This is a genomic window from Streptomyces sp. NPDC001480 (genome assembly GCF_042894725.1).
Lineage (GTDB): Bacteria > Actinomycetota > Actinomycetes > Streptomycetales > Streptomycetaceae > Streptomyces.
The window spans coordinates 105,730-130,602 of record NZ_JBIAVX010000014.1 but is presented as its reverse complement, the minus strand read 5'-3'; the positions used below and the strand labels follow the sequence as shown (position 1 = coordinate 130,602).

Annotated in this window: 24 protein-coding genes and 1 tRNA gene; 8 read left to right on the top strand and 17 right to left on the bottom strand. The window is 71.8% G+C overall.

What is annotated here, in order from left to right; translation table 11 throughout:
* Together ACFY01_RS31905 and hppD are read right to left on the bottom strand one after the other, a co-directional pair.
* A complete protein-coding gene (locus tag ACFY01_RS31905) occupies positions 1 to 861 on the bottom strand; it encodes a Teichoic acid biosynthesis protein C (Precursor) (protein ID WP_390739221.1) in 861 nt (286 codons plus the stop codon).
* A gap of 90 nt (positions 862 to 951) precedes the next feature.
* The gene (hppD, locus tag ACFY01_RS31900) at positions 952 to 2,100 is read right to left on the bottom strand and encodes a 4-hydroxyphenylpyruvate dioxygenase (RefSeq protein WP_390739220.1); all 1,149 of its coding nucleotides are present in this window, start codon (positions 2,098 to 2,100) and stop codon (positions 952 to 954) included.
* A gap of 149 nt (positions 2,101 to 2,249) precedes the next feature.
* Between hppD and ACFY01_RS31895 the strand changes: the two genes are divergently transcribed.
* From ACFY01_RS31895 to ACFY01_RS31870, 6 genes are all read left to right on the top strand, one after another.
* On the top strand, positions 2,250 to 2,735 hold the full coding sequence (locus ACFY01_RS31895) for an Lrp/AsnC family transcriptional regulator (protein ID WP_390739337.1): 486 nt from the start codon (positions 2,250 to 2,252) through the stop codon (positions 2,733 to 2,735).
* A 22-nt stretch (positions 2,736 to 2,757) separates the two neighbouring features.
* Positions 2,758 to 3,405: an ABC transporter permease gene (locus ACFY01_RS31890; RefSeq protein WP_390739219.1), complete on the top strand. Its 648-nt coding sequence runs from the start codon at positions 2,758 to 2,760 to the stop codon at positions 3,403 to 3,405.
* A 65-nt stretch (positions 3,406 to 3,470) separates the two neighbouring features.
* On the top strand, positions 3,471 to 4,706 hold the full coding sequence (locus tag ACFY01_RS31885; protein WP_390739218.1) for a betaine/proline/choline family ABC transporter ATP-binding protein: 1,236 nt from the start codon (positions 3,471 to 3,473) through the stop codon (positions 4,704 to 4,706).
* A complete protein-coding gene (locus ACFY01_RS31880) occupies positions 4,703 to 5,560 on the top strand; it encodes an ABC transporter permease (RefSeq protein WP_390739217.1) in 858 nt (285 codons plus the stop codon). Before ACFY01_RS31885 ends, ACFY01_RS31880 begins: the two co-directional genes overlap by 4 nt.
* Before the next feature lie 74 nt (positions 5,561 to 5,634).
* Positions 5,635 to 6,516 (top strand): glycine betaine ABC transporter substrate-binding protein, encoded by an 882-nt coding sequence (locus ACFY01_RS31875; RefSeq protein ID WP_390739336.1) that lies wholly within the window; start codon positions 5,635 to 5,637, stop codon positions 6,514 to 6,516.
* Positions 6,517 to 6,585: 69 nt separating this feature from the next.
* Positions 6,586 to 6,867, top strand: a complete 282-nt coding sequence (locus ACFY01_RS31870) for a hypothetical protein (RefSeq protein WP_390739216.1) — start codon at positions 6,586 to 6,588, stop codon at positions 6,865 to 6,867.
* Here ACFY01_RS31870 and ACFY01_RS31865 read toward each other — a convergent pair.
* The 6 genes from ACFY01_RS31865 to ACFY01_RS31840 form a co-directional block, all read right to left on the bottom strand.
* Positions 6,864 to 7,655, bottom strand: a complete 792-nt coding sequence (locus ACFY01_RS31865) for a S16 family serine protease (RefSeq protein WP_390739215.1) — start codon at positions 7,653 to 7,655, stop codon at positions 6,864 to 6,866. The two genes, ACFY01_RS31870 and ACFY01_RS31865, sit on opposite strands and share 4 nt — an antisense overlap.
* Positions 7,656 to 7,778: 123 nt before the next feature.
* A complete protein-coding gene (locus ACFY01_RS31860) occupies positions 7,779 to 8,420 on the bottom strand; it encodes an IclR family transcriptional regulator (protein ID WP_390739214.1) in 642 nt (213 codons plus the stop codon).
* A gap of 324 nt (positions 8,421 to 8,744) precedes the next feature.
* On the bottom strand, positions 8,745 to 10,541 hold the full coding sequence (locus tag ACFY01_RS31855) for a DEAD/DEAH box helicase (RefSeq protein ID WP_390739213.1): 1,797 nt from the start codon (positions 10,539 to 10,541) through the stop codon (positions 8,745 to 8,747).
* A gap of 136 nt (positions 10,542 to 10,677) precedes the next feature.
* Positions 10,678 to 11,046: a type II toxin-antitoxin system death-on-curing family toxin gene (locus ACFY01_RS31850; protein WP_390739212.1), complete on the bottom strand. Its 369-nt coding sequence runs from the start codon at positions 11,044 to 11,046 to the stop codon at positions 10,678 to 10,680.
* Complete coding sequence (locus ACFY01_RS31845) at positions 11,046 to 11,243, bottom strand: hypothetical protein (RefSeq protein ID WP_390739211.1); 198 nt, start codon at positions 11,241 to 11,243, stop codon at positions 11,046 to 11,048. Before ACFY01_RS31845 ends, ACFY01_RS31850 begins: the two co-directional genes overlap by 1 nt.
* Positions 11,244 to 11,275: 32 nt before the next feature.
* Complete coding sequence (locus ACFY01_RS31840) at positions 11,276 to 12,727, bottom strand: MFS transporter (protein ID WP_390739210.1); 1,452 nt, start codon at positions 12,725 to 12,727, stop codon at positions 11,276 to 11,278.
* A 157-nt stretch (positions 12,728 to 12,884) separates the two neighbouring features.
* Here ACFY01_RS31840 and ACFY01_RS31835 point away from each other — a divergent pair.
* Positions 12,885 to 12,959 (top strand) — tRNA-Cys (locus ACFY01_RS31835).
* Between the two features lie 446 nt (positions 12,960 to 13,405).
* Here the strand turns inward: ACFY01_RS31835 and ACFY01_RS31830 are convergent.
* The 9 genes from ACFY01_RS31830 to ACFY01_RS31790 form a co-directional block, all read right to left on the bottom strand.
* Positions 13,406 to 14,557, bottom strand: coding sequence for an SUKH-4 family immunity protein (locus ACFY01_RS31830; protein WP_390739209.1), 1,152 nt, complete (start codon positions 14,555 to 14,557; stop codon positions 13,406 to 13,408).
* 125 nt (positions 14,558 to 14,682) lie between these two features.
* The gene (locus tag ACFY01_RS31825) at positions 14,683 to 15,216 is read right to left on the bottom strand and encodes an AAA family ATPase (protein ID WP_390739208.1); all 534 of its coding nucleotides are present in this window, start codon (positions 15,214 to 15,216) and stop codon (positions 14,683 to 14,685) included.
* A 50-nt stretch (positions 15,217 to 15,266) separates the two neighbouring features.
* The gene (locus tag ACFY01_RS31820) at positions 15,267 to 15,398 is read right to left on the bottom strand and encodes a hypothetical protein (RefSeq protein ID WP_390739207.1); all 132 of its coding nucleotides are present in this window, start codon (positions 15,396 to 15,398) and stop codon (positions 15,267 to 15,269) included.
* Entirely contained in the window at positions 15,395 to 17,704 is a 2,310-nt protein-coding gene (locus ACFY01_RS31815; protein ID WP_390739206.1) for a xanthine dehydrogenase family protein molybdopterin-binding subunit, read from the bottom strand. The genes ACFY01_RS31820 and ACFY01_RS31815 overlap by 4 nt, the downstream gene beginning before the upstream one ends.
* Positions 17,701 to 19,233: a 2Fe-2S iron-sulfur cluster-binding protein gene (locus ACFY01_RS31810; protein ID WP_390739205.1), complete on the bottom strand. Its 1,533-nt coding sequence runs from the start codon at positions 19,231 to 19,233 to the stop codon at positions 17,701 to 17,703. The genes ACFY01_RS31815 and ACFY01_RS31810 overlap by 4 nt, the downstream gene beginning before the upstream one ends.
* A complete protein-coding gene (locus ACFY01_RS31805; RefSeq protein WP_390739204.1) occupies positions 19,230 to 20,123 on the bottom strand; it encodes an FAD binding domain-containing protein in 894 nt (297 codons plus the stop codon). The genes ACFY01_RS31810 and ACFY01_RS31805 overlap by 4 nt, the downstream gene beginning before the upstream one ends.
* 172 nt (positions 20,124 to 20,295) lie before the next feature.
* A complete protein-coding gene (locus ACFY01_RS31800; RefSeq protein WP_390739203.1) occupies positions 20,296 to 21,987 on the bottom strand; it encodes a beta-N-acetylhexosaminidase in 1,692 nt (563 codons plus the stop codon).
* A gap of 153 nt (positions 21,988 to 22,140) precedes the next feature.
* A complete protein-coding gene (locus tag ACFY01_RS31795; RefSeq protein ID WP_310777786.1) occupies positions 22,141 to 22,419 on the bottom strand; it encodes a DUF3039 domain-containing protein in 279 nt (92 codons plus the stop codon).
* Between the two features lie 29 nt (positions 22,420 to 22,448).
* Positions 22,449 to 23,021 carry a YqgE/AlgH family protein gene (locus ACFY01_RS31790; RefSeq protein WP_390739202.1) on the bottom strand — a complete coding sequence of 191 codons (573 nt, stop codon included), beginning with the start codon at positions 23,019 to 23,021 and terminating at the stop codon, positions 22,449 to 22,451.
* 276 nt (positions 23,022 to 23,297) lie between these two features.
* Here ACFY01_RS31790 and murA point away from each other — a divergent pair, with 276 nt between their 5' ends.
* Entirely contained in the window at positions 23,298 to 24,638 is a 1,341-nt protein-coding gene (gene murA / locus ACFY01_RS31785; RefSeq protein WP_390739201.1) for a UDP-N-acetylglucosamine 1-carboxyvinyltransferase, read from the top strand.
* The last annotated feature ends 235 nt before the right edge of the window (positions 24,639 to 24,873 follow it).

The following is a 24,873-nucleotide window of genomic DNA, read 5'->3' as shown; positions in this document are numbered from 1 at the left end:
CTACTGCTTGTAGTAGACCGAGAGCCGGCGCGCGCCCACTCCCCCCGACGCGAAGCCGATGCACAGCCACTGGGCCGGGGACCGGCGCACGGCGAGGCCCTCGGGTTCGCGGTGGTCGAGGGAGTAGCCGGCCTCGGTGCGCCGCTGCTGGAGGAGTGCGCCGGTGTGGATGTCGAGGCAGGACAGGTAGGCGTTGCCGTGTCCGGCGGGCGGGTTGGCGGTGCTGTCGTAGGCCGATCCGGCGAGCTGGTAGAGGTGGTCGCCGCACAGGGCGTACCCCTGGAACGGAACTTCTGGGTCGGGGTGGGCGCCGGTCTGGGCGAGGTCGGCGACGGGGTTCGCGTAGTCGCGGGCGACGAAGGCGTCGAGGTCCCAGACGCGGTAGCGGGGGACGTCGTGCAGGTGGTGGCGGACGGCGATGCGGCGGCTGGCCATGCACACGGCCGGCTGGTTGTTCTTCGAGCCCTTGACCGGGTAGCGGATCCTGACGTCCTGGGCCGTACGGGTGGCCCCGTTCACGAAGTGGAAGCGGGTGACGCCCCTGCCGTAGCCGTGCAGTGCGTCGGCCTCGGTCCAGATCCAGGCGGTGCCGTCGGTGTCGTTCTGGACGCCCATGCTGACGCCGTGCCCGAAGCCCTTCAGGTGCATGTGGCCCAGGGCGCCGCCCTTGAAGTCGAGCCGGTTCAGGCACAGGTCGCCCGCTTGGCGGCCGCCCCTGGTGAGCTGGAGGACGTACAGGTGCCGGTTCACCTCGTCGAGGGCGAAGGACTGCGGGACGGTCGGCTCCCGGAGGGTGCCGAGCCGGTGCAGCCAGCGCTGGGACGGCGCGGCCAGGTCGACGCGCTGGTCCACCGTGCTCACGGGACCACCTCACATCCTGCGGGTGCCGCTCTGGCACCCGCAGGACATGAGAACGTCAACCGGCGTCCGCCGGTAGTCCGTTCGGCGGATTCACAGGTTTCCGCGCCGCTCCTGCTCCCGCTCGATCGCCTCGAACAGGGCCTTGAAGTTGCCCTTGCCGAAGCCCATGGAGCCGTGCCGTTCGATGATCTCGAAGAAGACGGTCGGACGGTCCTGGACCGGCTTGGTGAAGATCTGGAGCAGGTAGCCGTCCTCGTCGCGGTCGGCGAGGATCTTCAGCTCACGCAGGGTCTCGACGGGCACCCGGGTGTCGCCGACCCACTCGCCGAGGGTGTCGTAGTAGGTGTCGGGGGTGTCCAGGAACTCCACGCCGGCCGCGCGCATGGTGCGCACCGTCTGCACGATGTCGCCCGTGTTCAGCGCGATGTGCTGGACGCCGGCGCCGCCGTAGAACTCCAGGTACTCGTCGATCTGGGACTTCTTCTTGGCGATCGCGGGCTCGTTGATCGGGAACTTCACCTTGAGCGTGCCGTCGGCGACGACCTTCGACATCAGGGCGCTGTACTCGGTGGCGATGTCGTCGCCCACGAACTCCTTCATGTTCGTGAAGCCCATGACCTTGTTGTAGAACTCCACCCATTCGTTCATCCGGCCGAGCTCGACGTTGCCGACACAGTGGTCGACGGCCTGGAAGGTGCGGTGGGCGGGCGGCTCGACCATCGGCTTCGCGGCGACGTAGCCGGGCAGGTAGGGGCCGGTGTAGCCGGAGCGGTCGACGAGGGTGTGGCGGGTCTTGCCGTAGGTGGCGATCGCGGCGAGGACGACCGTGCCGTGCTCGTCCTTCAGCTCGTACGGCTCGGCCACCGAGCGGGCGCCGTGCTCGATGGCGTAGGTGTACGCGGCACGGGCGTCGGGGACCTCGATGGCCAGGTCGATGACGCCGTCGCCGTGCTCGGCCACGTGCTGGGCGAGGAAGTGTCCCCAGGTGGTGGCGGGCTTGATCACCGAGGTGAACACGAAGCGGGCGGAGCCGTTCTCCAGGACGTAGGAGGCGGTCTCGCGGCTGCCGTTCTCCGGTCCGGAGTAGGCGACCAGCTGCATGCCGAAGGCGGTGGAGTAGTAGTGCGCGGCCTGCTTGGCGTTGCCCACGGCGAAGACGACCGCGTCCATTCCCTTGACCGGGAAGGGGTCGGCCTGCCGGGCGGTCGTGTCGGGAGTGTGGTGTGTGGTCTGCGTCATGTCCGAAGGGTGGCTCCGGTCTGCAAGGTGCGCAATAGTTTGCGTATTCACTGGGCATTCTGCTCAGCGGTACGGCCGTTTCGGCGGCCTTTCTGTACATGATGACCAGGGTGATCAGGGTGACCACGACGACCACCCAGGAGGCGGACATGGCGATCGATCAGCTGGACGGGCGCATCATCGTGCTGCTGGCCCGGGAGCCGCGTATCGGGGTCCTCGAGATGTCCCGGAGGCTGGGGGTGGCGCGGGGCACGGTGCAGGCCCGGCTGGACCGGCTTCAGTCGAACGGAGTCATCCGCGGATTCGGTCCGCAGGTGGACCCGGCGGCCCTCGGCTACCCGGTCACGGCGTTCGCCACGCTGGAGATCCGGCAGGGGCAAGGCGCCGACGTACGAGCCCACTTGGCGACCGTGCCGGAGGTGCTGGAGCTGCACACCACGACCGGCAGCGGGGACATGCTGTGCCGTCTGGTGGCCCGCTCGAACGCCGATCTCCAGCGGGTGATCGACCGGGTTGTCGGCTTTGATGGCATCGTCCGGGCCGCCACCGCGATCGTGATGGAGAACCCCGTCCCGCTGCGGATCATCCCGCTGGTGGAACAGGCGGCGGAACACCCGGAGGAGAGGACGTCCTAGCCGATCTGTGGGGTGAGGCCGAGTGAGCTTCTGGGAGTACCTGGCCGACCGCCACCAGCAGTTGCTCGCGGACGCCTGGCAGCACGCCTCCGCCGTCCTCCAGTGCATGGCCCTGGCCACCGCGCTGGGCGTGCTGATCGGCGTCGCCGTCTACCGCCGCGACTGGGCGGGCAACCTGGCGACCACCGCCGGCTCGGCCCTGCTGACCGTCCCGTCGCTGGCCATGATCGGCCTGCTGATCCCGGTCGTCGGCCTGGGTGTGGCGCCCACGGTGATCGCCCTGACGCTGTACGGGCTGCTGCCGGTGGTCAGGAACGCGATCGTGGGGCTGCGCGGGGTCGATCCCGACCTGGTGGACGCGGCCCGGGGCATCGGGATGTCCCGCCGGGCCCGGCTGCTGCGGGTGGAGCTGCCGCTGGCCTGGCCGCCGATCCTGACCGGCGTCCGGGTCGCCACCCAGATGCTGATGGGCATCGCGGCCATCGCCGCCTACGCCTCCGGACCCGGCCTCGGCAACGAGATCTTCCGCGGCATCGCCTCCCTGGGCAGCGCCAACGCCCTCAACCAGGTACTCGCGGGCACCCTCGGCATCATCGCCCTGGCCCTCCTGTTCGACGCCGCGTACGTCCTGCTCGGACGGCTGACCATTCCCAGGGGGATCCGTGACTGAGACGCCCACGACCGGCATCCGGGCCGCCACCCGGACCCTGATCGGGCTCACCACCGGAGGAACCCGTGGCTGAGGCGTCCGCCGGCGGGGCGGCCATCTGGACGTCTCAGCCGTCCGCCAGTGGGGCGGCCATCGAGTTGGAGAACCTCACCAAGCACTACCCCGGCAGCCCGCACCCGTCCGTCGACCACGTCAGCATGGCCGTCGAGGCGGGTGAGACGGTGGTCCTGGTCGGGCCGTCCGGGTGCGGGAAGTCCACGACGCTGAAGATGATCAACCGGCTGATCGAGCCGACCGGCGGCCGTATCCGCATCGACGGTGAGGACGTCACCGGCATGGACCCGGTACGGCTGCGCCGGCGGATCGGGTACGCCATCCAGTCGTCCGGGCTCTTCCCCCACCTGACCGTCGCCCAGAACATCGCGCTGGTGCCGCGCATGGCCGGCTGGCCGAAACCCCGGATCCGGGAACGGGTGGCGGAGATGCTCCACCTCGTCGGGCTGGACCCCGGCGAGTTCCAGGACCGCTACCCGCGCCGGCTCTCCGGGGGACAGCAGCAGCGCGTCGGCGTGGCGCGGGCGCTGGCCGCCGACCCACCGGTGCTGCTGATGGACGAGCCGTTCGGCGCGGTCGACCCGGTCACCCGCGACCGCCTCCAGGACGAGCTGCTCCGGCTCCAGCGGGAACTGCGCAAGACGATCGTCTTCGTCACCCACGACTTCGACGAGGCGATCAAGCTGGGCGACCGGATCGCGGTACTGCGCGAGCGTTCCCGCATCGCCCAGTTCGCCACCCCGGAGGCGATCCTCACCAGCCCGGCGGACGACTTCGTCTCCGGCTTCGTCGGCGCGGGCGCCGCCCTGAAGCGGCTGAACCTCACCCGTCTACGGGACCTGAGGGTCGGGAACCACCCGACGGCGACCGTGGACACCCCGCTCCAGGAGGTCCTCGACGGGCTGCGCGGCAGCGGCGCCACCGAGATCCTCCTGCTCGACCGGCACCGCCGCCCCCACGAGTGGCTCAGGCCCGGCGACCTGACGCGGGCCCGGGGTTCGCCGGCCCGCGCGGGCAGACCGGTGCGGCACACGGTGTCCCGGGAGGCCACGCTGCGGGACGCGCTGGAGGCGGTGCTGAGGAGCGACGCGGGGCGGGTTCCGGTGACGGGGCGGCACGGCGTGTACGAGGGCGTGGTGGACATGGAGACGCTGATAAACCGCGTGCGTGAACTGCTGGACGCCGACCGCCTGAACGCCCTGGAGCACCGCAGCGGGTGGGCGCGTGCCGGGGAGCGGGCGAAGTGATCACCTCCGGGCAGGAGCGGCCGGCGGAGTCCGGTGGGCCGGGAGGCGTCGGGGAGCCACGGGCGCCGCGGGGAGCCGCGCCGCCGACGCGGTCCACCGGGAGGCGGTTCACCTGGCAGAAGCTCACGCTGCTGCCCGCGTTCCTCGTCGCGGTGCTGCTGGCGACCTGGCTGTGGTTCCGGCAGGCGCACCTGGACGCGGTCTCCGCGAACGCCCTGTCGAACGGTCAGGTCTCCAAAGCCCTGTGGCAGCACATCGAGCTGACCGTGATCTCGACCTTCTTCGTCCTGGTCATCGCCGTCCCGCTGGGCGTGCTGCTGACCCGTGAGGCCTTCCGGGGGGCCGGTCCGGTGGTGACGGCCCTCGCCAACGCGGGCCAGGCGACACCCGCGATCGGCCTCCTGGCCCTGCTGGTGATCTGGCTCGGCATCGGCCGGAAGGCCGCCCTGATCGGCATGATCGCCTACGCCGTCCTGCCGGTGCTGGCCAACACCGTCGCGGGCCTGCGGGCGAACGACCCGACCCTGCTGGAGGCGGCCCGCGGCATCGGGATGTCCCCGCTCGGCGTGCTGACCCGGGTGGAACTGCCGCTGGCCGTCCCGCTGATCCTGGCGGGCGTCCGTACGGCCCTGGTCCTCAACGTCGGCACGGCGACCCTGGCCACCTTCGGGGGAGGCGGCGGTCTGGGCGTACTGATCACCGCCGGCATCACCAACCAGCGCATGCCGGTGCTGGTGCTGGGCGCGGTGCTCACGGTGGTACTGGCCCTGCTGGTGGACTGGCTGGCCTCGCTGGCCGAGGTGCTGCTGCGGCCGCGGGGGCTGGAGACGGCGGGTTGGGAGCCGGGAAGGTGAGACGGCTCGCCGCCCCGCTGGCCGCCGGGGCGCTGCTCGTCGCCTGCGGCTGCGGCCTGAGCAGCGGCTCCCCCATGGCCGACGACGTCGGGCCCGGCTCGATCGGACGGGGCGAGCCGCTCAGGGGCGCCCGTCTCACCGTGACGTCCAAGGCGGACACGGAGAGCCTCATCCTCGGGGCGATGGCGGGGATCGCCTTCCGGGCGGCCGGCGCGGACGTCCTGGACCGGACCGGCATCCAGGGCTCCATCGGCAGCCGGGAGGCGGTCAGGGGCGGGGACGCGGACGCCATGTACGACTACACGGGCACCGCCTGGATCACGTACCAGGGCCACAGCGAGCCCGTTCCCGACCCGCACGAGCAGTGGCAGGCGGTGCACGACGCCGACCTGCGCAACGGGCTGACCTGGCTGCCGCCGTCCCGGCTCAACAACACCTACGCGCTGGCCATGAACCGGGCCGCCTTCAAGAAGTACGGCACCCGGACGCTGTCGGACGTGGCCGCGCTGTCCAGGTCGCGCCCCGGGGCGGTGACGCTGTGCGTGGAGGGCGAGTTCGCCAACCGGACGGACGGGCTGCGGGGCATGCAGCGGGCGTACGGCATGCGCGTGCCGGCCAAGGACATCACGCAGATGGACACGGGGATCATCTACACCCAGGTGGCCAAGGGGAGTTGCACATACGGGGAGGTCTTCACCACCGACGGCCGCATCAAGTCGATGGACCTGGTGGTGATGGAGGACGACCGCAAGTTCTTCCCCGACTACAACGCGGCCCCTGAGGTCAACTCCCGGACCCTGAAGCGGTGGCCGGCGATCACGGGCGTCCTGGACCCGATCACCAGGAGGCTGGACAACACGGTGGCACGGGAGTTGAACGCGAGGGTGGACGTGGGCGGGGAGGATCCGCATCAGGTGGCGTTGGAGTGGATGCGGGCGGAGGGGTTCGTGAGGTAGTACCGCGGCCGGCCTCGCAGCGGCAGCGCGGCCCGGCGACCGCATCCCAACTGGGGCGGTCGAGGAGGCGTGGACTTCGACGGTACCGAGTTCGAGGGCGTCGGCCCCGAGGGGCGGGGGGCGGTCGAGATGTTCCTGCACGAGGTCGCGCACACCCACGCCCGGGAGCTGTCCACCTGGCTCGGCACCCGTGACCGCCGGCCCAGGACCTGGCAGCGCGCCACCGACATGAGCGACATGACGCTACGGCTCACGCCCGAACTCGCCGACGAACTCGTCCACAAGGTGCACGACCTGATCGACGCCTACCGCCTCGCCGCCACGCGCGAACCCGCCCCGGCGATGGCTTAGCAGCTCGGTACGGAGCCCTTCCCCTTCTCCAGGGCCACCAGGGAGTTCACCGCTCCCTTCAGCGTGGTCACCGGAACCAGCCTGAGCCCCTTCGGCAGCTCCCCCTTGGCGTCGGCGCACTCGGCCTTGGGGACCAGGAAGACGGTCGCCCCGTCCCGCCGGGCGGCCTGCGTCTTGAGGCCCACGCCGCCGACCGCGCCCACCGTGCCGTCGGCGTCGATCGTGCCCGTTCCGGCGATGGTGCGGCCACCGGTCAGGTCGCCGCCGCTGCCGTCACCGTGCAGTTTGTCGATGATCCCGAGGGAGAACAGCAGCCCCGCGCTGGGCCCGCCGACATCGGCGAGCTTGAGGGTGACCTTGACGTCCTTGCTGTTCAGGTTCAGGTACCTCAGCGCCGCCACGGTCGCCGCGTCCTGGGACTGCTGCATCTGCTCGATGTTGTGCTTCTCGATCTCCTTGACGGTGTCACCGCTCGGGTAGACCGCGTCGTGCGGCATGACCGCGCGGTCCGTGCGGAACCAGTTGTCGAGCAGGTCGCCCAGCGACACGCGCGTGTCCGGAGAGGTCGCCTCGATCGTCGTCATCCGCAGCTGCCCGCTCGTCGCGCGGGTCGGCGCGCCGGAGACGGTGATCACGGCGGTGCCCTTGTTCTTGCCCAGCACGTTCGCCGTCATCCCCGGCTGCGCCACCGAGAACGGCAGCGGGGCGAAGACCGCGGTGGCGATCAGGGCCACGACGGGCGTGGCGCAGACGGCGACGGCCTGGAGGCGCGTGAGACGAGAGAGCACAGGTTCAATCTACGGGACGACCGCTTCCGGCCACGGTCCGGTCAACCCGGGTCAGCCCAAGTCAGCCCGGGTACAGGTCCCGTCGCTCCCGGGCGAGACCGCCCGGGCCGTGCTCCGCCGGGTTCAGCGCAAGGCCTCCGCGACCTCGCGTGCCGCGTCGACGACCCGCGGCCCCACTCGCTCCGGCACGGCGTCCGCGAGCATCACCACACCGACACTGCCCTCGACCCCCGTGACCCCGAGCAGTGGCGCCGCGGCCCCGCTGGCCCCGGCCTCCAGCTCCCCGTGCGTCAGGGTGTACCCCGGCTCCGCCGACGGCGACTGCCGCGCGGAGAGGATCGCCTTGCCGGCGGCCCCCCGGTCCAGCGGATGCCGGAACCCCGCCCGGTACGCCACGTGGTAGTCCGTCCACGTCGGCTCGACCACCGCGACGGCCAACGCCTCGCTGCCGTCCACCAGCGTCAGGTGCGCGGTCGCCCCTATGTCCTCCGCCAGCGACCGGAGCGCGGGCAGCGCGGCCTCCCGTACCAGCGGATGCACCTGCCGCCCCAGCCGCAGCACCCCGAGCCCGACCCGGGCTCGTCCGCCCAGGTCGCGGCGTACGAGCGCGTGCTGCTCAAGGGTGGCGAGCAACCGGTACACAACGGTCCGGTTGACGCCCAGCTTGGTGGAAAGCTCGGTGACGGTCAGCCCATGGTCCGTGTCGGCCAGCAGCTTGAGGACACGCAGTCCCCGGTCGAGCGTCTGAGAGGTCTCCGCGGTCACGACGCCCACTCCTTCGTGGTGAGGTCGGCAACCCCTGCGCGGCGGATGCGTCACCGAGTCCCGTCAGCGACGCGCTTTCAGAGGCCGCCGATCGGCAGGACGGTCCGGCGGCTCCGGGCCCAGTCGCTTCACGGCTGCGCTCCGCGGCGGCGCTGCCACGGGGCGTGTGCGTAGCGGGACAGTAGCGAAGCCGGTTCGCTGAGCGGAAGTCTCCGTCCAGAATCCGGGCATCGTCCGGGATGACCTGCGACCTTCGTCCGGATACGTACAGCGCGCCCCGGGCGCCGCACGCCCCCGAAAACCGCGGCGGCGTCGGCGGCGGCGTCACTTCATCCGTGTCGCCCACTCCTGCACCTTGGCGATCCGCTGCCGCAGCTGACCGGCCGTCGCCTCGGCGCTCGGCGGGCCGCCGCAGACGCGCCGCAGCTCGGTGTGGATCACCCCGTGCGGCTTGCCGCTCTGATGGACGTACGCGCTGACCATGGTGTTGAGCCGCTTGCGCAGCTCCATCATCTCCTTGTGCGAGACCACCGGCCGCCGCTCCGCGGGCAGCTCCAGCAGGTCGGCCTCCTCGTCCGGCTTCTTGCGGCTGTGCGCGATCTGCCGGGCCTGCCGCTTCTGGAGCAGCATCTGCACCTGGTCGGGTTCGAGGAGCCCCGGGATGCCGAGGTAGTCCTGCTCCTCCTCGCTCCCCGGGTGGGCCTGCATGCCGAACTCGGCGCCGTCGTACAGCACCCGGTCGAAGACGGCCTCGGACTCCAGCGCCTCGAAGGAGAACTGCTCCTGCTCGCCGGTGTCCTCGTCCTGCTCCTTGTTCGCCTCGTCCATCTCCTTCTCGGACTCGGCGTACGGGTCCTCCTCGCCCTCCTTCTTCGGCTTGTCGAGGGCGTGGTCGCGCTCGACCTCCATCTCGTTGGCGAAGGTGAGCAGGTCGGGGACGGTCGGCAGGAAGACGGACGCGGTCTCGCCGCGCCGCCGGGACCGTACGAAACGCCCGACGGCCTGGGCGAAGAAGAGCGGAGTGGAGATGGTGGTGGCGTACACGCCGACCGCGAGCCGGGGTACGTCGACGCCCTCGGACACCATGCGGACGGCCACCATCCAGCGGTCCTGGTTCCCGCTGAAGTCGTCGATCCGCTTCGAGGCACCGGCGTCGTCGGACAGCACGAGGGTGGCCTTGTTGCCGGTGATCTCCCGGATCAGCTTGGCGTACGCGCGCGCCGAGTCCTGGTCGGAGGCGATGACGAGGGCGCCCGCGTCCGGGATGGCCTTCCTGACCTCGGTGAGCCGCTGGTCGGCGGCGCGCAGCACGGCCGGCATCCACTCGCCGCGCGGGTCGAGCGCGGTGCGCCAGGCCTGGCTGACGGCGTCCTTGGTCATCGGCTCGCCGAGCCGGGCGGCGACCTCGTCACCGGCCTTCGTGCGCCAGCGCATGTTGCCGCTGTAGGAGAGGAAGATGACGGGCCGGACGACGTGGTCGGCGAGCGCGTTGCCGTACCCGTACGTGTAGTCGGCGGCGGACCGCCGGATCCCGTCCTGTCCCTCCTCGTACGTCACGAAGGGGATGGGGTTGGTGTCGGACCGGAACGGCGTACCGGTGAGCGCGAGCCGCCGGGTGGCCGGCTCGAACGCCTCCAGGCACGCCTCGCCCCAGGACTTGGAGTCACCGGCGTGGTGGATCTCGTCGAGGATGACGAGCGTCTTGCGCTGCTCGACCCGGTTGCGGTGCAGCATCGGCCGCACGCCGACACCTGCGTACGTCACCGCGACGCCCTGGTAGTCCTTGCCCAGGGGCCCCGCGCTGTACTCGGGGTCGAGCTTGATGCCCACCCGCGCGGCCGCCTCCGCCCACTGCTTCTTCAGGTGCTCGGTCGGCGCGACCACGGTCACCTGCTGCACGACGTGGTGGTGCAGCAGCCAGGAGGCGAGCGTCAGCGCGAAGGTCGTCTTGCCGGCGCCCGGCGTGGCGACGGCGAGGAAGTCACGCGGCTGCTCCTGGATGTACTTCTCCATCGCCCCCTGCTGCCAGGCACGCAGCTTGCTGGCGGTGCCCCAGGGGGCGCGGCCCGGGAAGGCGGGAGAGAGGTGGTGGGAGTGGGTGGAAGCGGCGGTGGTAGTCACGGTCTCCGTGCGGGGGTTGAGCGGCTCGGCTGGGTATGACAACCGGGCCACCCTACCGGCGGGCCGGAGGTGTCCATGCGCGGACGAGGACGGGTCGGGGTGGGTGGGACCCACGTCACAGAGAACGCGCTTCGGTTCAGCGCGCGAAGCGCGGCAACTGCGCCGCGATCTTGGGGACGTCCAGGGCGCCCTGGCAGACGTCCAGCACGAATTGCTCCGCCTCGTCGACGTCGAAGTCCGCGTCGAGCGGATGCCCGTTCATGTGCAGGAAGACCCAGGTGGCATACCAGGCGATGCGCTTGTTCCCGTCGACGAGGGCGTGGTTACGGGCGAGGGACTCCATCAGCGCGGCAGCCTTCTGCCATACGTCCGGATAGGCGTCCTGGCCGAACACGCTTGACTGCGGACGCGCCAGGGCCGAGTCCAGCAGCCCGTAGTCACGAACCTCGTCCGCCCCGAGCCGCTGGGCGAGGTTCAGCAGCTCCGGCAGAGTGAGGTAGTGCATCAGGCGAGCCTCCGGTTCAGCTCAGCGCTGGCCTTCAGTACATGCTCGGCCGCCTCGTTGAACAGCCGTGAGTGCTCGTTTATGGCGGCGACCACCGCGTCATGCGCGAAGGCCTGCATGCTGCGGCCCTCGGCCGCCGCGCGTTCCCGCAACGCCTCGAGCTCTTCGTCCGTAAACCGCAGGTTCAGTCCAGCCATGCCTCGACGGTACTACGTGGTACCACGCAGTGTCACCTGGAGTCCGCCCGCAAGCGCGCCGTCACCCAGGCCCCCACCAGCGCGACTGCGGCCATCGGCAGGAACACCGCGGCGAAGGCCGCCGGGTGGGTGCCGGAGGCGGTCGTGGCCTCCACCGCCGTGGCGGTCGCCGAGTGGCCGCCGCCCAGCGCCGCGAAGGCCGCGCCCGCCACCGCGAGCAGGACGACGTTGGCGAGGGCGTCGGAGATCTGGAGTGCGGCCGAGTTGGCGCCGGCCTCCTTGGGGGCGGAGAGCTGGAGCAGGAGCACGCTGGTGGACGAGATGACCAGCCCCATGCCGAAGCAGCCGAAGGCCCAGGCGACAGCCACCGTCCAGGCGGGCACGGAGTGGATCAGCACGCTCGGCGCGGTGGCGACGGCGGCCGCCACCAGCACCATCCCGACGGTCATCAGCCGCTCCCGGTACGGCTCCACGCGCGGCCGCGACTGCACCCAGGAGGCGACCGCCCAGGTCACCCCGCCCGCCGCGAGCGAGAGGCCGGCCAGTGTCGGGGACAGCCCCCGCTGGGTGACCAGCATCAGCGGCACGAAGGACTCGGCGGCGATGAAGGAGCCGGCGGCGACCCCGCGCAACAGCACGACCGACGGCAGCCCGCGCGCCGCCCGGTAGGTGCCGCGGGGCAGCAGTCCGAGCACGGCCGGTACGAGCAGCGCGGCGCCGGCGGCACCGGGCAGCACGGAGATCCACCGCAGGTCCTGCGCGGCGTACTGGAGCAGCCCCGCGCCGAGGGAGATCCCGAGCGCGAGCCGGATGCGCCGCCGGTCGAGGGCGGCGACCGCTCCCGCCTCGACGGGCCCTCCGGCCCGCCGCCGTATCTGCGGCAGGGCGAGCCCCAGCGGGAAGACGACCAGCACCGGGATGCCGAGGAACACCCACCGCCAGCCGAGGTGCTCGGTCACCGCGCCCGCCGCCAGGGGGCCCACGACCGACGGCACGACCCAGCTCGCCGCGAACGCCGCCATGATCGCCGCCCGCAGCCGCTCGGGATAGGCCCGGCCGACCACGACGTACAACGCCACGATCACGAGCCCGCCGCCGAGCCCCTGCACGGCCCGCCCCACGATGAACACCCACATCGTCCCGGCGGTACCGGCCACCACCAGCCCCGCCGCGAAGGACCCGATACCGGTGGTCAGCGCCCCCACCGGGCCCCGGCGGTCGGACCACTGCCCGGAGAGCACCATCCCGAACAGACTCGTCGTGAAGTACCCCGAGAACGCGAACGCGTACAACGACACCCCGCCCAGCTCCCGCGCGGCGACCGGCATCGCCGTACCCACCGCGGTCGCCTCGAAGGCGATCAGCAGCACGACCGACACGATGCCGATGCTCAGCGCACGGTAGGCCCGCCCGAGGACCGAGTCCTCCGGGGCGTCGGCAGGGGCGTCAGCGACTCCGGTGTCGCTTCGTTCAAGGGCAGCCATGGTCGCCAGCGTAAGGTGCGCTGCCGGGTTTGACCCCTGTCCGAGGCGGTCCGCCTTGTCCCCCGCCTTCATGAACGGCGTATGGCAGTCCTGTTGCAGCCCCGCCGATCCTCTTGAGCCGCTTCCGGGGCGACCGTACATTCATTTTCACGAACACGGCCGTGTGCCCGAGTGGTTTAGGGACTCGCCTGCAAAGCGAGTTACGTGGGTTCGATTCCCGCCACGGCCTCCAAAACGAAAGTGAGTGGGTTCGATTCCCGCCACGGCCTCTTGACGCACCTGATTTCAGTGGCAAATTGTGGTCTTGACGTAATTTCCGTTGGCGTCGTACATTTCGCGGATGACGCACGTCTGACCGTTATTGTAATTGTTGCGGTTGTTGTTGTAGTTGTTGCTACCGCAACTATAGGGGTGACGATCGCACCAGTTCTGGGGCAGTTGCGCAGTGGCATGATGATGGGCCGGCGTAACGGCAGGAGCCGCAGCCGCCGCAGGGTAAGCCGCCGAGAAGGCGAGCGCCACTACTGCACAGAACATGCCCCCGGATGTGGGTATTCGCCGCCACGTATTCCGAGTCATGGCAACGCTCTCTTTTCTGGGAGAATTTCCTTGCGGCGCCGTAACTCCAGGCTCCTCCTGCCTCTCACGCCTCGCAACCGATGTCTTCCTCGGCCCCGGTCAGAGCACGCCGCCCGCTTCGTCCTGGAAGAGTTCTGTCCAGTAGTGCCAGTCGGCGTCGGTCGTGGTGCCGGTGGGGTCCACGGACGCCAGGGTCTGGATCATGGCGGCGGCCAGCTGGTCGTAGGCCTCGGTGGTCAGTTCGTGGTTCAGGTGGTCGTCGATCGTCCGCTCGTGGTGCAGGAGCCAGAGGGTGAAGGCGAGGGTGGAGACGTCCGTGTTCAGCGGGTACAGGGTCGCGTCGGGTTCGCTGAAGTTGAGGACCGCGCCCGTCGTGCCGTCGACCACCAGGCTGTTGTCCTCGACGAGGTGGCCGAGGCGTATGAGGCGGTCGGCGTGGGCGGGGAGGTACTCCAGGGGGTAGTCGTCGGCGCGTTCCGACATGAAGTACTCGGTCAGCGTGGGGAGGGGGACGTCCGTGTCCAGGTGGAAGAGGACCGCGTCCTCGGGCAGGCCGGTCTCGCGCAGGAAGCGCCGCGTGGGCTCGTGGGTGAGCGTGCCGGGGAAGTCGACCTCCTCGAAGCGGGCCACGCGGCCCTGGCCGAACTCCTGGTCCAGCAGCCGGCCGGGGAGGTCCAGGGCGAGGCCGGAGTCCGTGCCGGGGCCCGCGACCAGGGCGAGGGGGCGGATCAGCGCGGCCGCCTTCCAGTACGGCGGGATCTCGCCGTCCGCGCCCTCCTCGAAGAGGGCGAGGAGACGGCGGGACGCCTCGGTGGCCGCCTTGGTGCCGTAGCGGCCCGCGTAGGCGGCGAACTCGCCGCGCAGTCCGGCCAGTTCCTCGGTGACGGAGGCGAACCGCACGAGCGCCTCGAGCGAGGGCGCGAACGGGCGGCTGTCCATGGCGTCGAAGAGGTACGTGGTCGTGACCTCGCCCGTGCCGCCGTCGAGGAGGAGGGATTCCGGGTCCATGCCCGCGGGGTTGAGCAGTGCGCCTATCACCAGCCGGTCCCGCAGGTCCTCCGCCGGGCGGTCGGTCGCCTCCGCCAGCGTGCGCAGCCCGTCCGTGCGCAGCGGCTCGAACGTCAACAGGGCGCTGTCGGCGGGCAGTCCGGGGCCGGTCAGCCAGTGGCGCGTCGGCGCGTGGGTGACGTACGGACCGAGGTCGTCCTCGGTCAGGGTGATCACCGCGACACCGGTGTCGGTCGTGCTCATCGCTCCCCCGCGATTCCAGTCGTACCTGGTACGTCGAACGTCCTCGTCGGAGCGGCCTGGCAGCCGTCCCCCACTGCTCAGCACACTACGCCGCCCCACTGACAACGCGCCCCGGGAAAAGGACGTCAGGCGACCCGCGCCCGTTCCGCCCCCGCGAGAATCGCGTCCACCGTCTCGGTCACCGTCAGCTCCGAGGTGTCCAGCCACAGTCCCGTGCGGGGCGTCTCCGCCCGCAGTCCCGCGTCCAGCTGCTCCACCGTCCACGCGCCGTACCCGGTCTTCGGCCGCCCGGCCTCCCGCGCCGCCACCACCTCGGGCGCCGGGGTGAGCACGACCACGTGCAGCGGGCGGGTGCGGACCAGCTCGACGTACTCGGTGAGGGCCACGCCCAGCAGTACGTCCTGCACGACCGCCGTGAAACCGGCCGCCGCGTACTCGTCCGCGGTCGCCGCCGAGAGGCGTCGGCGCAGGCGGAGCTGGGTCTCGGCCTCGCTGCCGGCGGCGGACCCGGGGACGTACTCCTCGCGGCCCGACACGATCATCCGGCGGAAGACGTCCCCACGCACGTGCGCCGCCCGCGGCAGCCTTTCCGCCAGCGCCTGGGCGACGGTCGACTTCCCCGACGCCATCACCCCGGTGACGACCACGACCCCGTGCATCAGACGACTCCGTGCATCAGACGACTCCGTGCATCAGGCGCCCCCGTGCGTCAGGTGAAGTAGATCCCGCCCAGCACCACCACGACCGCCGCCACCACGAACAGCAGGATCCACAGCAGCAACTTGCCCATCGCGGGCGGTGGTTCGTAGCGCGGCTGGTCCTGGGGCTCGTGCTCGCTCACTGGCCGGTCACCACCGCGGCCTGGGGGCGGATGGGGAGGCGGTTGACCGGGCGGCCGGTCGCCGCGCGGACGGCGGAGGCGATGGCCGCCGGGGAGGTGACCACCGGTACCGCGCTGGCCGCCTTGGCGCCGAAGGGGGCGACCACGTCTCGTTCCTCGACCAGTTTGACGATCTGGATGTCGGGGACGTCCAGGGCCGTGGGCAGCGCGTACCCGGTGAGGTCGGGGTGACGGATCAGGCCGCGCGGGCTGCGGAGGTTCTCGGTGAGCGCGATGCCGACGCCCTGGGTGACCCCGGCCTCGATACGCGCGGCGAGCTGCGCCGGGTTGAGCACCTGGCCGACGTCCTGGGCGACGGCCAGTTCCACGACCCGTACCGAGCCGAGTTCGATGTCGACGTCCACCACCGCGCGGATCGCGCAGAAGGCCAGGCCCACGAAGGCGTCGCCCTGGCCGGCGCCGTCCAGCGGTTCGGTGGGGTGCGGGCGGCACTGGGCCGTCGCCCAGAGTTCCTTGCCGTCCATCGCCTCGGTGACGGTGGTGGACAGCACACCGTCGTACGAGGTGATCTTGCCGTCGGTGATCTGGAGCAGCTCGGTGGACATGCCGAACTTGTGCGCCAGGGGTTGCAGCAGCTGGGTGCGGACCATCTTCGCCGCCCGTTCCACCGCGCCGCCCGACACCCAGGTGTGCCGTCCGTGGCAGCTGGCGCCGGCCGGGGGCTGGTCGGTGTCGACGGGTGCCACGTGCACCTCGTCGATGCCGAGGGTCTCCTGGACGATCTGCCGGGCCAGGGTCGTGAAGCCCTGGCCCGTCTCCACGGCCGCGCACAGGACCGTGGCGATGCCGTCGTGGACCTTCACCGTCGCCGTGGAGACCTCGTCGGCGCCCTCCGCGCCGAGCATGTGCACCATGCCCAGGCCGTAGCCGACGCCCCGGCGCACCGCGCCCGGGTCGCCCGCGCCCTCGGGGCCGCCGGGCAGCAGCCACTCCTCCTCGGGCGTGTCCTTGGGCAGCGCGGGGAGCGGGAAGTCGCGTACCGCCTGGAGGAGTTCGGCGACGGGGGCCGGGCAGGTCACCGTCTGGCCGATGGGGAGGACGTCACCGGTCGCGAGCGCGTTGCGCAGGCGCAGTTCGGCCGGGTCCAGCGCGAGTCTCTTGGCGAGCTTGTCCATCTGCGCCTCGTAGGCGGCGCAGACCTGCATGGCGCCCTCGCCGCGCACGTGGCCGGAGGGCGGGTTGTTGGTGCGGACGGCCCAGCCCTCGATGAAGGCGTTCGGGACGACGTAGGGGCCGCAGGCGAAGGAGACGGCGGCGGCCAGGGCCTCGGCGGAGGTGTCGGCGTACGCGCCCGCGTCGAGGAGGATCTGCGCCTCGACCTTGACCAGCTGGCCCTCGGCGTCGGCGTGGTGCCGGTACCGGAGCAGGGTGGGGTGGCGGTGGGTGTGGCCGAGGAAGGACTCCTCGCGGGTCGCCGTCAGCTTCACCGGGCAGCCGGTCTTGAGGGCGAGCAGGCCGAGCGGGAGCTGGAAGCCCTGGTCCTCGCGGTCGGCGGTGGCGCCGGGGACGCCGGTGACGACGATCTTCACCCGCTCGGGGGTCAGACCGAAGACGGCGGCGGCCGTGTTGCGGTCGGTGTGCGGGTCGGTGGAGGCGAGGTACAGCTCCACTCCGCCGTCGGGGCGGGGCACGGCGAGGCCGGCCTCCGCGCCGACGGGGGCGGGGTCCTGGCGGCCGATGCGGTACAGGCCCTCGACGACGATCTCGCCCTGCGCGTCCGGGTCACCGTGGCGCAGCGGGATGTGCCGGATCAGGTTGCCGTCGGGGTGCAGCGCTTCGGCTTCGAAGGCCTGCTCGGGGTCGGTCACCGGGTCGAGCACCTCGTACTCGACGATGACGGCCGCCGCGGCCATCCTCGCGGTGTCCGGGTGGTCGGCGGCGACGGCGGCGATGGGCTCGCCGTGGTGGCGTACGACCTCGGAGGCGAACACCGGGCGGTCGGGGGTGCCGCGGCCGTGGCGCGGGGTGCCGGGGACGTCCTCGTGGGTGACGACGGCCCGTACGCCGGGCATCTCGCGCGCGTGGGTGGTGTCGATGGACACGATGCGCGCGTGCGCGTGCGGGGAGCGCAGTACGGCGGCCCAGAGCAGGCCCTCGGCCCACAGGTCGGCCGCGTACGGGAAGGTGCCCTCGGTCTTGGCGCGGGCGTCGGCGGCGGGCAGGGAGACGCCGAGGCCGTGCGGCAGCGGTTCGGTGTCGGGGGCGGGCTCCGCGGCGGTGGGCGCGGTGACGGCTTCGTTGCTCACGCCTGGCCTCCGTCCTGGCCGTAGTGCTGGTCGTGCGGTACGGGACCGCCGAACACCCCTCCGGCGCCGCCGAAGGTCCCCGGTGAGTCGAAGGCCGACGCGTTGACGCCGCCGGCTCCGGGGCCCGCCTGGTGCGGGATGCGTACGCCGTCCGCGTCCGTGTCGGCCTCGGCGGCGGCGTGCGCCTCGCGTTCGGCGACGACCTCCTGGACGGCGTTCAGGACGCCCCGGTAGCCGGAGCAGCGGCACAGGTTGCCGCACAGGGCCTGGCGGGCCTCCAGGTCGGTGGGGGCCGGGTTGCCCTCCAGCAGGTCGTGCACGGTCATCGCCATGCCGGGGATGCAGAAACCGCACTGCACCGCGCCGCAGTTGGCGAGCGCCCGCTGCACGTCGGAGGGCCGGCCGTCGGCGGCGAGGCCCTCGACGGTGCGCACCTCGCTGCCGGCGGCGGTGACGGCGGGCACCAGGCAGGAGGCGACGAGCCGTCCGTCGACCTGGACGTTGCAGGCCCCGCACTCGCCCTGCGAGCAGCCGTCCTTGGCACCGGCGAGCCCGAGCCGCTCGCGCAGCACGTACAGCAGCGACTCGCCGATCCAGGCGTCGGTGACGGGGCGGTCGGTGCCGTTGACGCGCAGGACGTAGGAGGCGAGGGGGTGTTCGTCGTGCGCGAGGGGCGGGGGCGGCTCCTCCTCGGCCGGCTGCGCGGCGTCGGGCGGGGTCGCGGTGTCGTCGCCCGTTGCGGCCTCTTCGGCGGCCTCCGGCTCGGCTGCGGTGTCGTCGTCCGTCTCGGGGGCCGCGGGGGCCTCAGAGAGCCCCTCAGGGGCCTCTGCGGCCTCCTGTGCCCGCGGGGGCGCCCCCGCGGGCTCGGCGGCTTCGGGCTCCGGCGTATGCCCGCCCTGCGGTCCGGCGTACGGCGCGCCGGGCCGGAAGTCCTCGCGGGCGGGCTGCCCGGCCGGCTGTTCGCCGTCCGGCTCCTGCTGCCGTCCCCAGGGCCGGCCCGCCGTCTCCGTCGCCCAGGGGGCGGGGGCGCCGCCCGGGAGCGTGGCCGGTGCGTTGCCGCTCCACTGCTCGACCAGGGAGGACGTGGTGAACTCGCCCGATTCGTCCGGAAGGTCGCCCCCCGCGACGGGGATGGACCATTCCCCGGTCACATCGTGCCCGGGGGCCGACCCGGCGGGCGCGGGCCCGTCGAAGGTCCACTGCTGCGTGGTGGCGGGGTTGTACGCGAACCGGTCGTCCGCCCCGGCGTTCCCGCCCTGCGGTGCGGCGTTCGGGTCGGGCCACCGGGCACCGGCGTCCGGCGTCGCCCAGGTGCCGCCGGCCGCCGGGTCGGCGCCGGGGTCCACACCGGGGGCCACCGTTATCTGCGGCGGCACGTAGCCGTGACCGGGCGCGGCCAGGAGGGCGTCGATGCCGCCCTCGGGGAGCTTCACGAAGGCGGTGGCCCCGTCGTCGTAGTCACCCTGGGGCAGCGGGTCCCAGCGTCCACCGCCCTGGGACGTGCCCTCTCCGTGCTGGTCGTCGGTCACGACAGCGCCCTCCCCAGTGCTCGTCGGGCCAGCGCGGCGACAGTGCGCCGCAGGTGCAGTACGGCGGGCGGAAGCTGCGGTACGGAGCCGTCCGGTTCCGCTGCCGGGTCCGGGATGCAGGCCGCGGCGACGTACTCGCCGAAGGCGTGCAGCGCCTCCGGGACGATCGCGCGGTCGTTGTCCCAGTCGATCAGCCGGGCGACCCACTGCTCGGCCTCCAGGGGCCGCAGCGGCATCGGCGCCACGGCGCCCACCGCGCACCGCACTCCGCGCCGGGCCGGGTCGAGGACCAGCGCCACGGAGGCGATCGCGCGGCCGGGGCCGGTCCGCCCGGTGGCCTTCAGGAAGACCTGCGGGGCGTGCAGCAGCGGCACGCGCACGTAGCCGATGAGTTCACCGCCGCGCAGCATGTCGACCCCGGCCAGCAGGTGCGACACGGGGATCTCCCGGCGGGCTCCGCCCTGGCCCGCGATGATCAGCGTCGCCTCCAGCGCGGCCAGGACCGGCAGCGCGTCACCGGAGGGCGCGGCCGAGGCGATGTTGCCGCCCAGGGTGCCCGCGTTGCGGATGTGCGGCGGGCCCGCGGCGCGCGCGGCGGCGGCGAGCGCCGGGATCAGGGCCGCGAAGTCGGGGCGGCCCATGCGCGCGTGCGTGAGTCCCGCGCCGAGCAGCGCGTGGCCGTCCAGGTACTGCCAGCCGCGGATCTCACTGATCCGGCCGAGACCCACCAGGGCGGCGGGCCTGAGCTGTCCGGAGTTGACGGCGGCCATCAGATCGGTGCCGCCCGCCACCGGCACGGCGGTGGGCATGGCGGTGAGCGCCGCCACCGCCTCGTCCAGCGTCGTGGGCAGCGTGACGGCCTGCGCCGCCTGTGGTGCGTGCGTGGTCAAACCGGCTGCCCCTTCCCGCTGCCCCACCTGGTCCCACCTGTGTTGCCGTACGGTACGTGCTGACAGGGCGGACGTGGCAACTCTGGCACATCTTCGCAGGGCCGTAACGCGGGGGTCCGCTAGGAGGCATTGAGGGTTTTTCTGCCACTTTCACCTGGTTGTCCATTTTCGTCTACCTGTTCGGCGGCGGGCCCTCGATCGGGCGCCCGAGCACGCCGGGCCGCCGCTGCCACGGCCGGGGCCCGGCCGGCGGGCGGTAGGCGACGCCCAGGGCGTCGAGCCTGCGGTAGTGGGCGGCCATCCGGCGTTCGAAGCCGGCGAAGTCCCGTTCCGCCGGGGCGGGCAGGGCGCTCCAGGCCACCTCGGCGAAGGCGGCGAGCCGCGGGAAGGCCTGGTAGTCCACGCGCGCGGAGTCCTCCATCACCTCCGTCCACACGTTGGCCTGGGTGCCCAGCACACGCCGCGCCTCCTCCTCGGTGAGCTGCGGGGGAACCGGCTCGAAGCGGTAGACGTCCTCCAGGGTGCGCACGAAGCCGATCGGTACGGGTTCGCCGGCGCCGACGTCCTGCCGGTGGTCCAGGTACACGTACTGCTCGGGGCACATCACGACGTCGTGGCCGGCCCGCGCCGCCGCGATCCCGCCGCCGTACCCGCGCCAGGACGACACGGCGGCGCCGTCGGCGAGCCCGCCCTCCAGGATCTCGTCCCAGCCGATGAGCCTGCGCCCGCGCGCGGAAAGCCACTTCGAGAAGTGGCCGATGAACCAGGCCTGGAGTTCGTCCTCGTCCGCGAGGCCGAGTTCCTTGATACGGGCCTGGGCGGTCGCCGACCGCCGCCACTGTTCCTTGGGGCATTCGTCGCCGCCGATGTGGATGAACTCCGAGGGGAAGAGGGCGAGTACTTCCTCGAACACGGCCTCGTAGAAGCGGAGGGTGTTGTCAGTGGGGGCGAGTACGTTCGGGCTGATCCCCCAGGTGTCCCAGACGGAAAGGGCGGTGGTGTCGATGACGTCGGTGTTGCCGAGCTCGGGATACGCGGCGATGGCGGCCTGCGAGTGGCCCGGTACGTCGATTTCCGGGACCACGGTGATATGCCGCTCGGCGGCGTAGGCGACGATCTCCCGGATGTCGTCCTGGGTGTAGTGGCCGCCGTGCGGTCTTTCGTCCCACAGCGGTGAGGCCCGGTGGCCGAATTTCGTCCGCGCCCGCCAGGATCCGGTCTCGGTCAGTCCCGGATACCGCTCGATCTCGATCCGCCAGCCCTGGTCGTCCGTCAGATGGAGGTGGAGGACATTGAGTTTGTGCGCGGCCAGGAGATCCAGGTAGCGCAGCACGCCGTCCTTGGGCATGAAGTGCCGTGCGACGTCGAGCAGGAGGCCGCGCCAGCGGAAGCGCGGTGCGTCCTCGACGATCTGGTGCGGGATCACATGGGCGGCGCGCGGGCGCACCGGAGCGCGCCGGAAGGCGTCGGGGCCGAGCAGCTGACGCAGGGTCTGGGCGCCCCAGAAGACCCCGGCCGCGTCGCCGCCGCGGATCTCGACGCCCCGGCCGGTGACGACGCTGAGCCGATACGCCTCCGGTTCCAGCGTGTCGTCGATGCGCAGGCGTACGGAATCGCGGGCGTCCTCCGGCCCCGGCGGCAGGGGCAGGCCGAGGGCGGCGCCGAGCGTGGAGCGCAGCCAGCGCTCCGTGCCGCCGGTGCCCGGGGCGGCCCACAGGGTGGTGTCCCGGTCGAGTGTGACGGCGTGGCCCGTCGGGCCGTCGTCGATGGTGCGCGGTGCCGGAATCAGTTCGCTCACGTCAGCCCTCGTCCCCCAGTCGCCGGCCAGTCGCCGGACAGTGGCCGGAAACGGGCGTTGCAACATGCGCAACGACCGTTTCACACATCACAACACCAGAAGGCTAGGGGTGCTCCGACACGCCGACAAGAGGTCTCGACCACTTCCCCGCGCGGGCGCACGAAAGCCCCCGGGGCGTGCCATACACACCCCGGGGGCCTCGTCGGCGGCTAGCTGCCGCTACTTGTCCTTGCCACCCTCGTCGCCGCCGCTGCCCATGGAGTCGTAGATCTCCTTGCACATCGGGCACACGGGGTACTTCTTCGGGTCGCGGCCCGGCACCCACACCTTGCCGCACAGCGCCACGACGGGGGTGCCGTCGAGGGCGCTCGCCATGATCTTGTCCTTCTGGACGTAGTGGGCGAAGCGCTCATGGTCGCCGTCACCGTGGGACACCTGCGGCGTCGGCTCAACGAGGGTCCCCGTACCAGTCCCGCGCTCGGGCTCGAGAGTGCTCATACGCCCCAGGGTACTGAAGCTCACGCGCATCAGTTGAGCGTAGGGTCGTCCGGATAGGTGGCCACCATCGCCAGCTCGCTGCGCTGGCGGCGCAGCACCTCGCGCCAGAGTCTCTCCGGGGACGGGGACGACACGTCGCCGGGCTCGGACTCGACGACGTACCAGGCGCCCTCCACCAGCTCGTCCTCCAGCTGGCCTGGGCCCCAGCCGGCGTATCCGGCGAAGATCCGCAGGGAGCCGACGGCCGAGGCGAGCAGCTCCGGCGGGGCCTCCAGGTCGACGAGCCCGATCGCGCCGTGCACCCGGCGCCAGCCGAGCGGGGCGCGGTCGCCGTTGGAGCCGCCGGGGATGACCGCGACGCCGAGCGCAGAGTCCAGCGACACCGGGCCGCCCTGGAAGACCACGCCGGGCTCGCCGGTGAGATCGGCCCAGCCCTCCAGGATGTCGCCCACGTCCACCGGGGTGGGGCGGTTGAGGACGACACCGAGCGAGCCCTCCTCGTCGTGGTCGAGAAGGAGCACCACCGCACGGTCGAAGTTCGGGTCCGCCAGGGCGGGCGTTGCCACGAGCAGCCGCCCTGTGAGCGAGGACACCTCGGTCATGCCAGACATGATCCCGCATCTTGCCTTCGCATGGGGAGCCAATCGGTGCCCGGGAGTGAATGCAGCTCAGGGCGCAACGATGCGCGGCCGAGCGCACGGCCGCGGCGGTGACGGGACGTGGCCGACGGGGAACGGTTCGTGTTGTGACACAGCTATGACCTAGCTGGGCGGTCCTTGGGCTTACGGGAGGGGGGTAATCGGCGATTACCCTGTCTCTCCGGCCCCTGCGCAAAGTGATCGGCCGACCCCTGCCCGACTCATCGGAACGCGAGATACATGACCGTCAACGACGATGTCCTGCTTGTCCACGGCGGCACCCCGCTGGAGGGCGAGATCCGTGTCCGCGGCGCGAAGAACCTCGTGCCCAAGGCCATGGTCGCCGCCCTGCTGGGCAGTGCGCCGAGCCGACTGCGCAACGTTCCGGACATCCGTGACGTGCGCGTCGTACGCGGCCTGCTCCAGCTGCACGGGGTGACGGTCCGTCCGGGTGAGGAGCCCGGCGAACTGGTCCTCGATCCGACGTACGTGGAGAGCGCGAACGTCGCTGACATCGATGCCCACGCCGGTTCGAGCCGCATCCCGATCCTGTTCTGCGGTCCTCTCCTGCACCGGCTCGGCCACGCCTTCATCCCGGGCCTGGGCGGCTGCGACATCGGTGGCCGGCCCATCGACTTCCACTTCGACGTGCTGCGGCAGTTCGGCGCGACGATCGAGAAGCGCGCGGACGGCCAGTACCTGGAGGCTCCGCAGCGGCTGCGCGGTACGAAGATCCGGCTGCCGTACCCGTCCGTCGGCGCGACCGAGCAGGTGCTGCTGACGGCCGTACTCGCCGAGGGCGTCACCGAGTTGTCCAACGCGGCCGTCGAGCCGGAGATCGAGGACCTGATCTGCGTTCTGCAGAAGATGGGCGCGATCATCGCGATGGACACCGACCGCACGATCCGCATCACCGGTGTGGACAAGCTGGGCGGTTACACCCACCGTGCCCTCTCGGACCGCCTGGAGGCCGCGTCCTGGGCGTCGGCCGCGCTGGCGACCGAGGGCAACATCTATGTCCGCGGCGCCCAGCAGCGCTCGATGATGACCTTCCTCAACACCTACCGCAAGGTGGGCGGCGCGTTCGAGATAGACGACGAGGGCATCCGCTTCTGGCACCCCGGCGGCCAGTTGAAGTCCATCGCGCTGGAGACGGACGTGCACCCCGGCTTCCAGACCGACTGGCAGCAGCCGCTGGTCGTGGCCCTCACGCAGGCGACCGGCCTGTCGATCATCCACGAGACGGTCTACGAGTCCCGTCTGGGCTTCACCTCCGCGCTGAACCAGATGGGCGCCCACATCCAGCTCTACCGCGAGTGCCTGGGCGGCTCCGACTGCCGCTTCGGCCAGCGCAACTTCCTGCACTCCGCGGTGGTGTCCGGCCCCACCAAGCTCCAGGGCGCCGACCTGGTCATCCCGGACCTCCGCGGCGGCTTCTCCTACCTGATCGCGGCCCTGGCCGCCCAGGGCACGTCCCGCGTCCACGGCATCGACCTGATCAACCGCGGCTACGAGAACTTCATGGAGAAGCTCGTGGAACTCGGCGCGAAGGTCGAACTCCCGGGCAAGGCCCTCGGCTGACCCCACCCCCACCACCCACCCCCGGCCCGAGCAGCCCGCTCCCCGGCCGGGGGTCCGGGGGTTGCCCCCGGGCAGACACAGCATGGAGAAGCTCGTGGAACTCGGCGCGAAGGTCGAACTCCCGGGCAAGGCCCTCGGCTGACCCCACCCCCACCACCCACCCCCGGCCCGAGCAGCCCGCTCCCCGGCCGGGGGTCCGGGGGTTGCCCCCGGGCAGACACAGCATGGAGAAGCT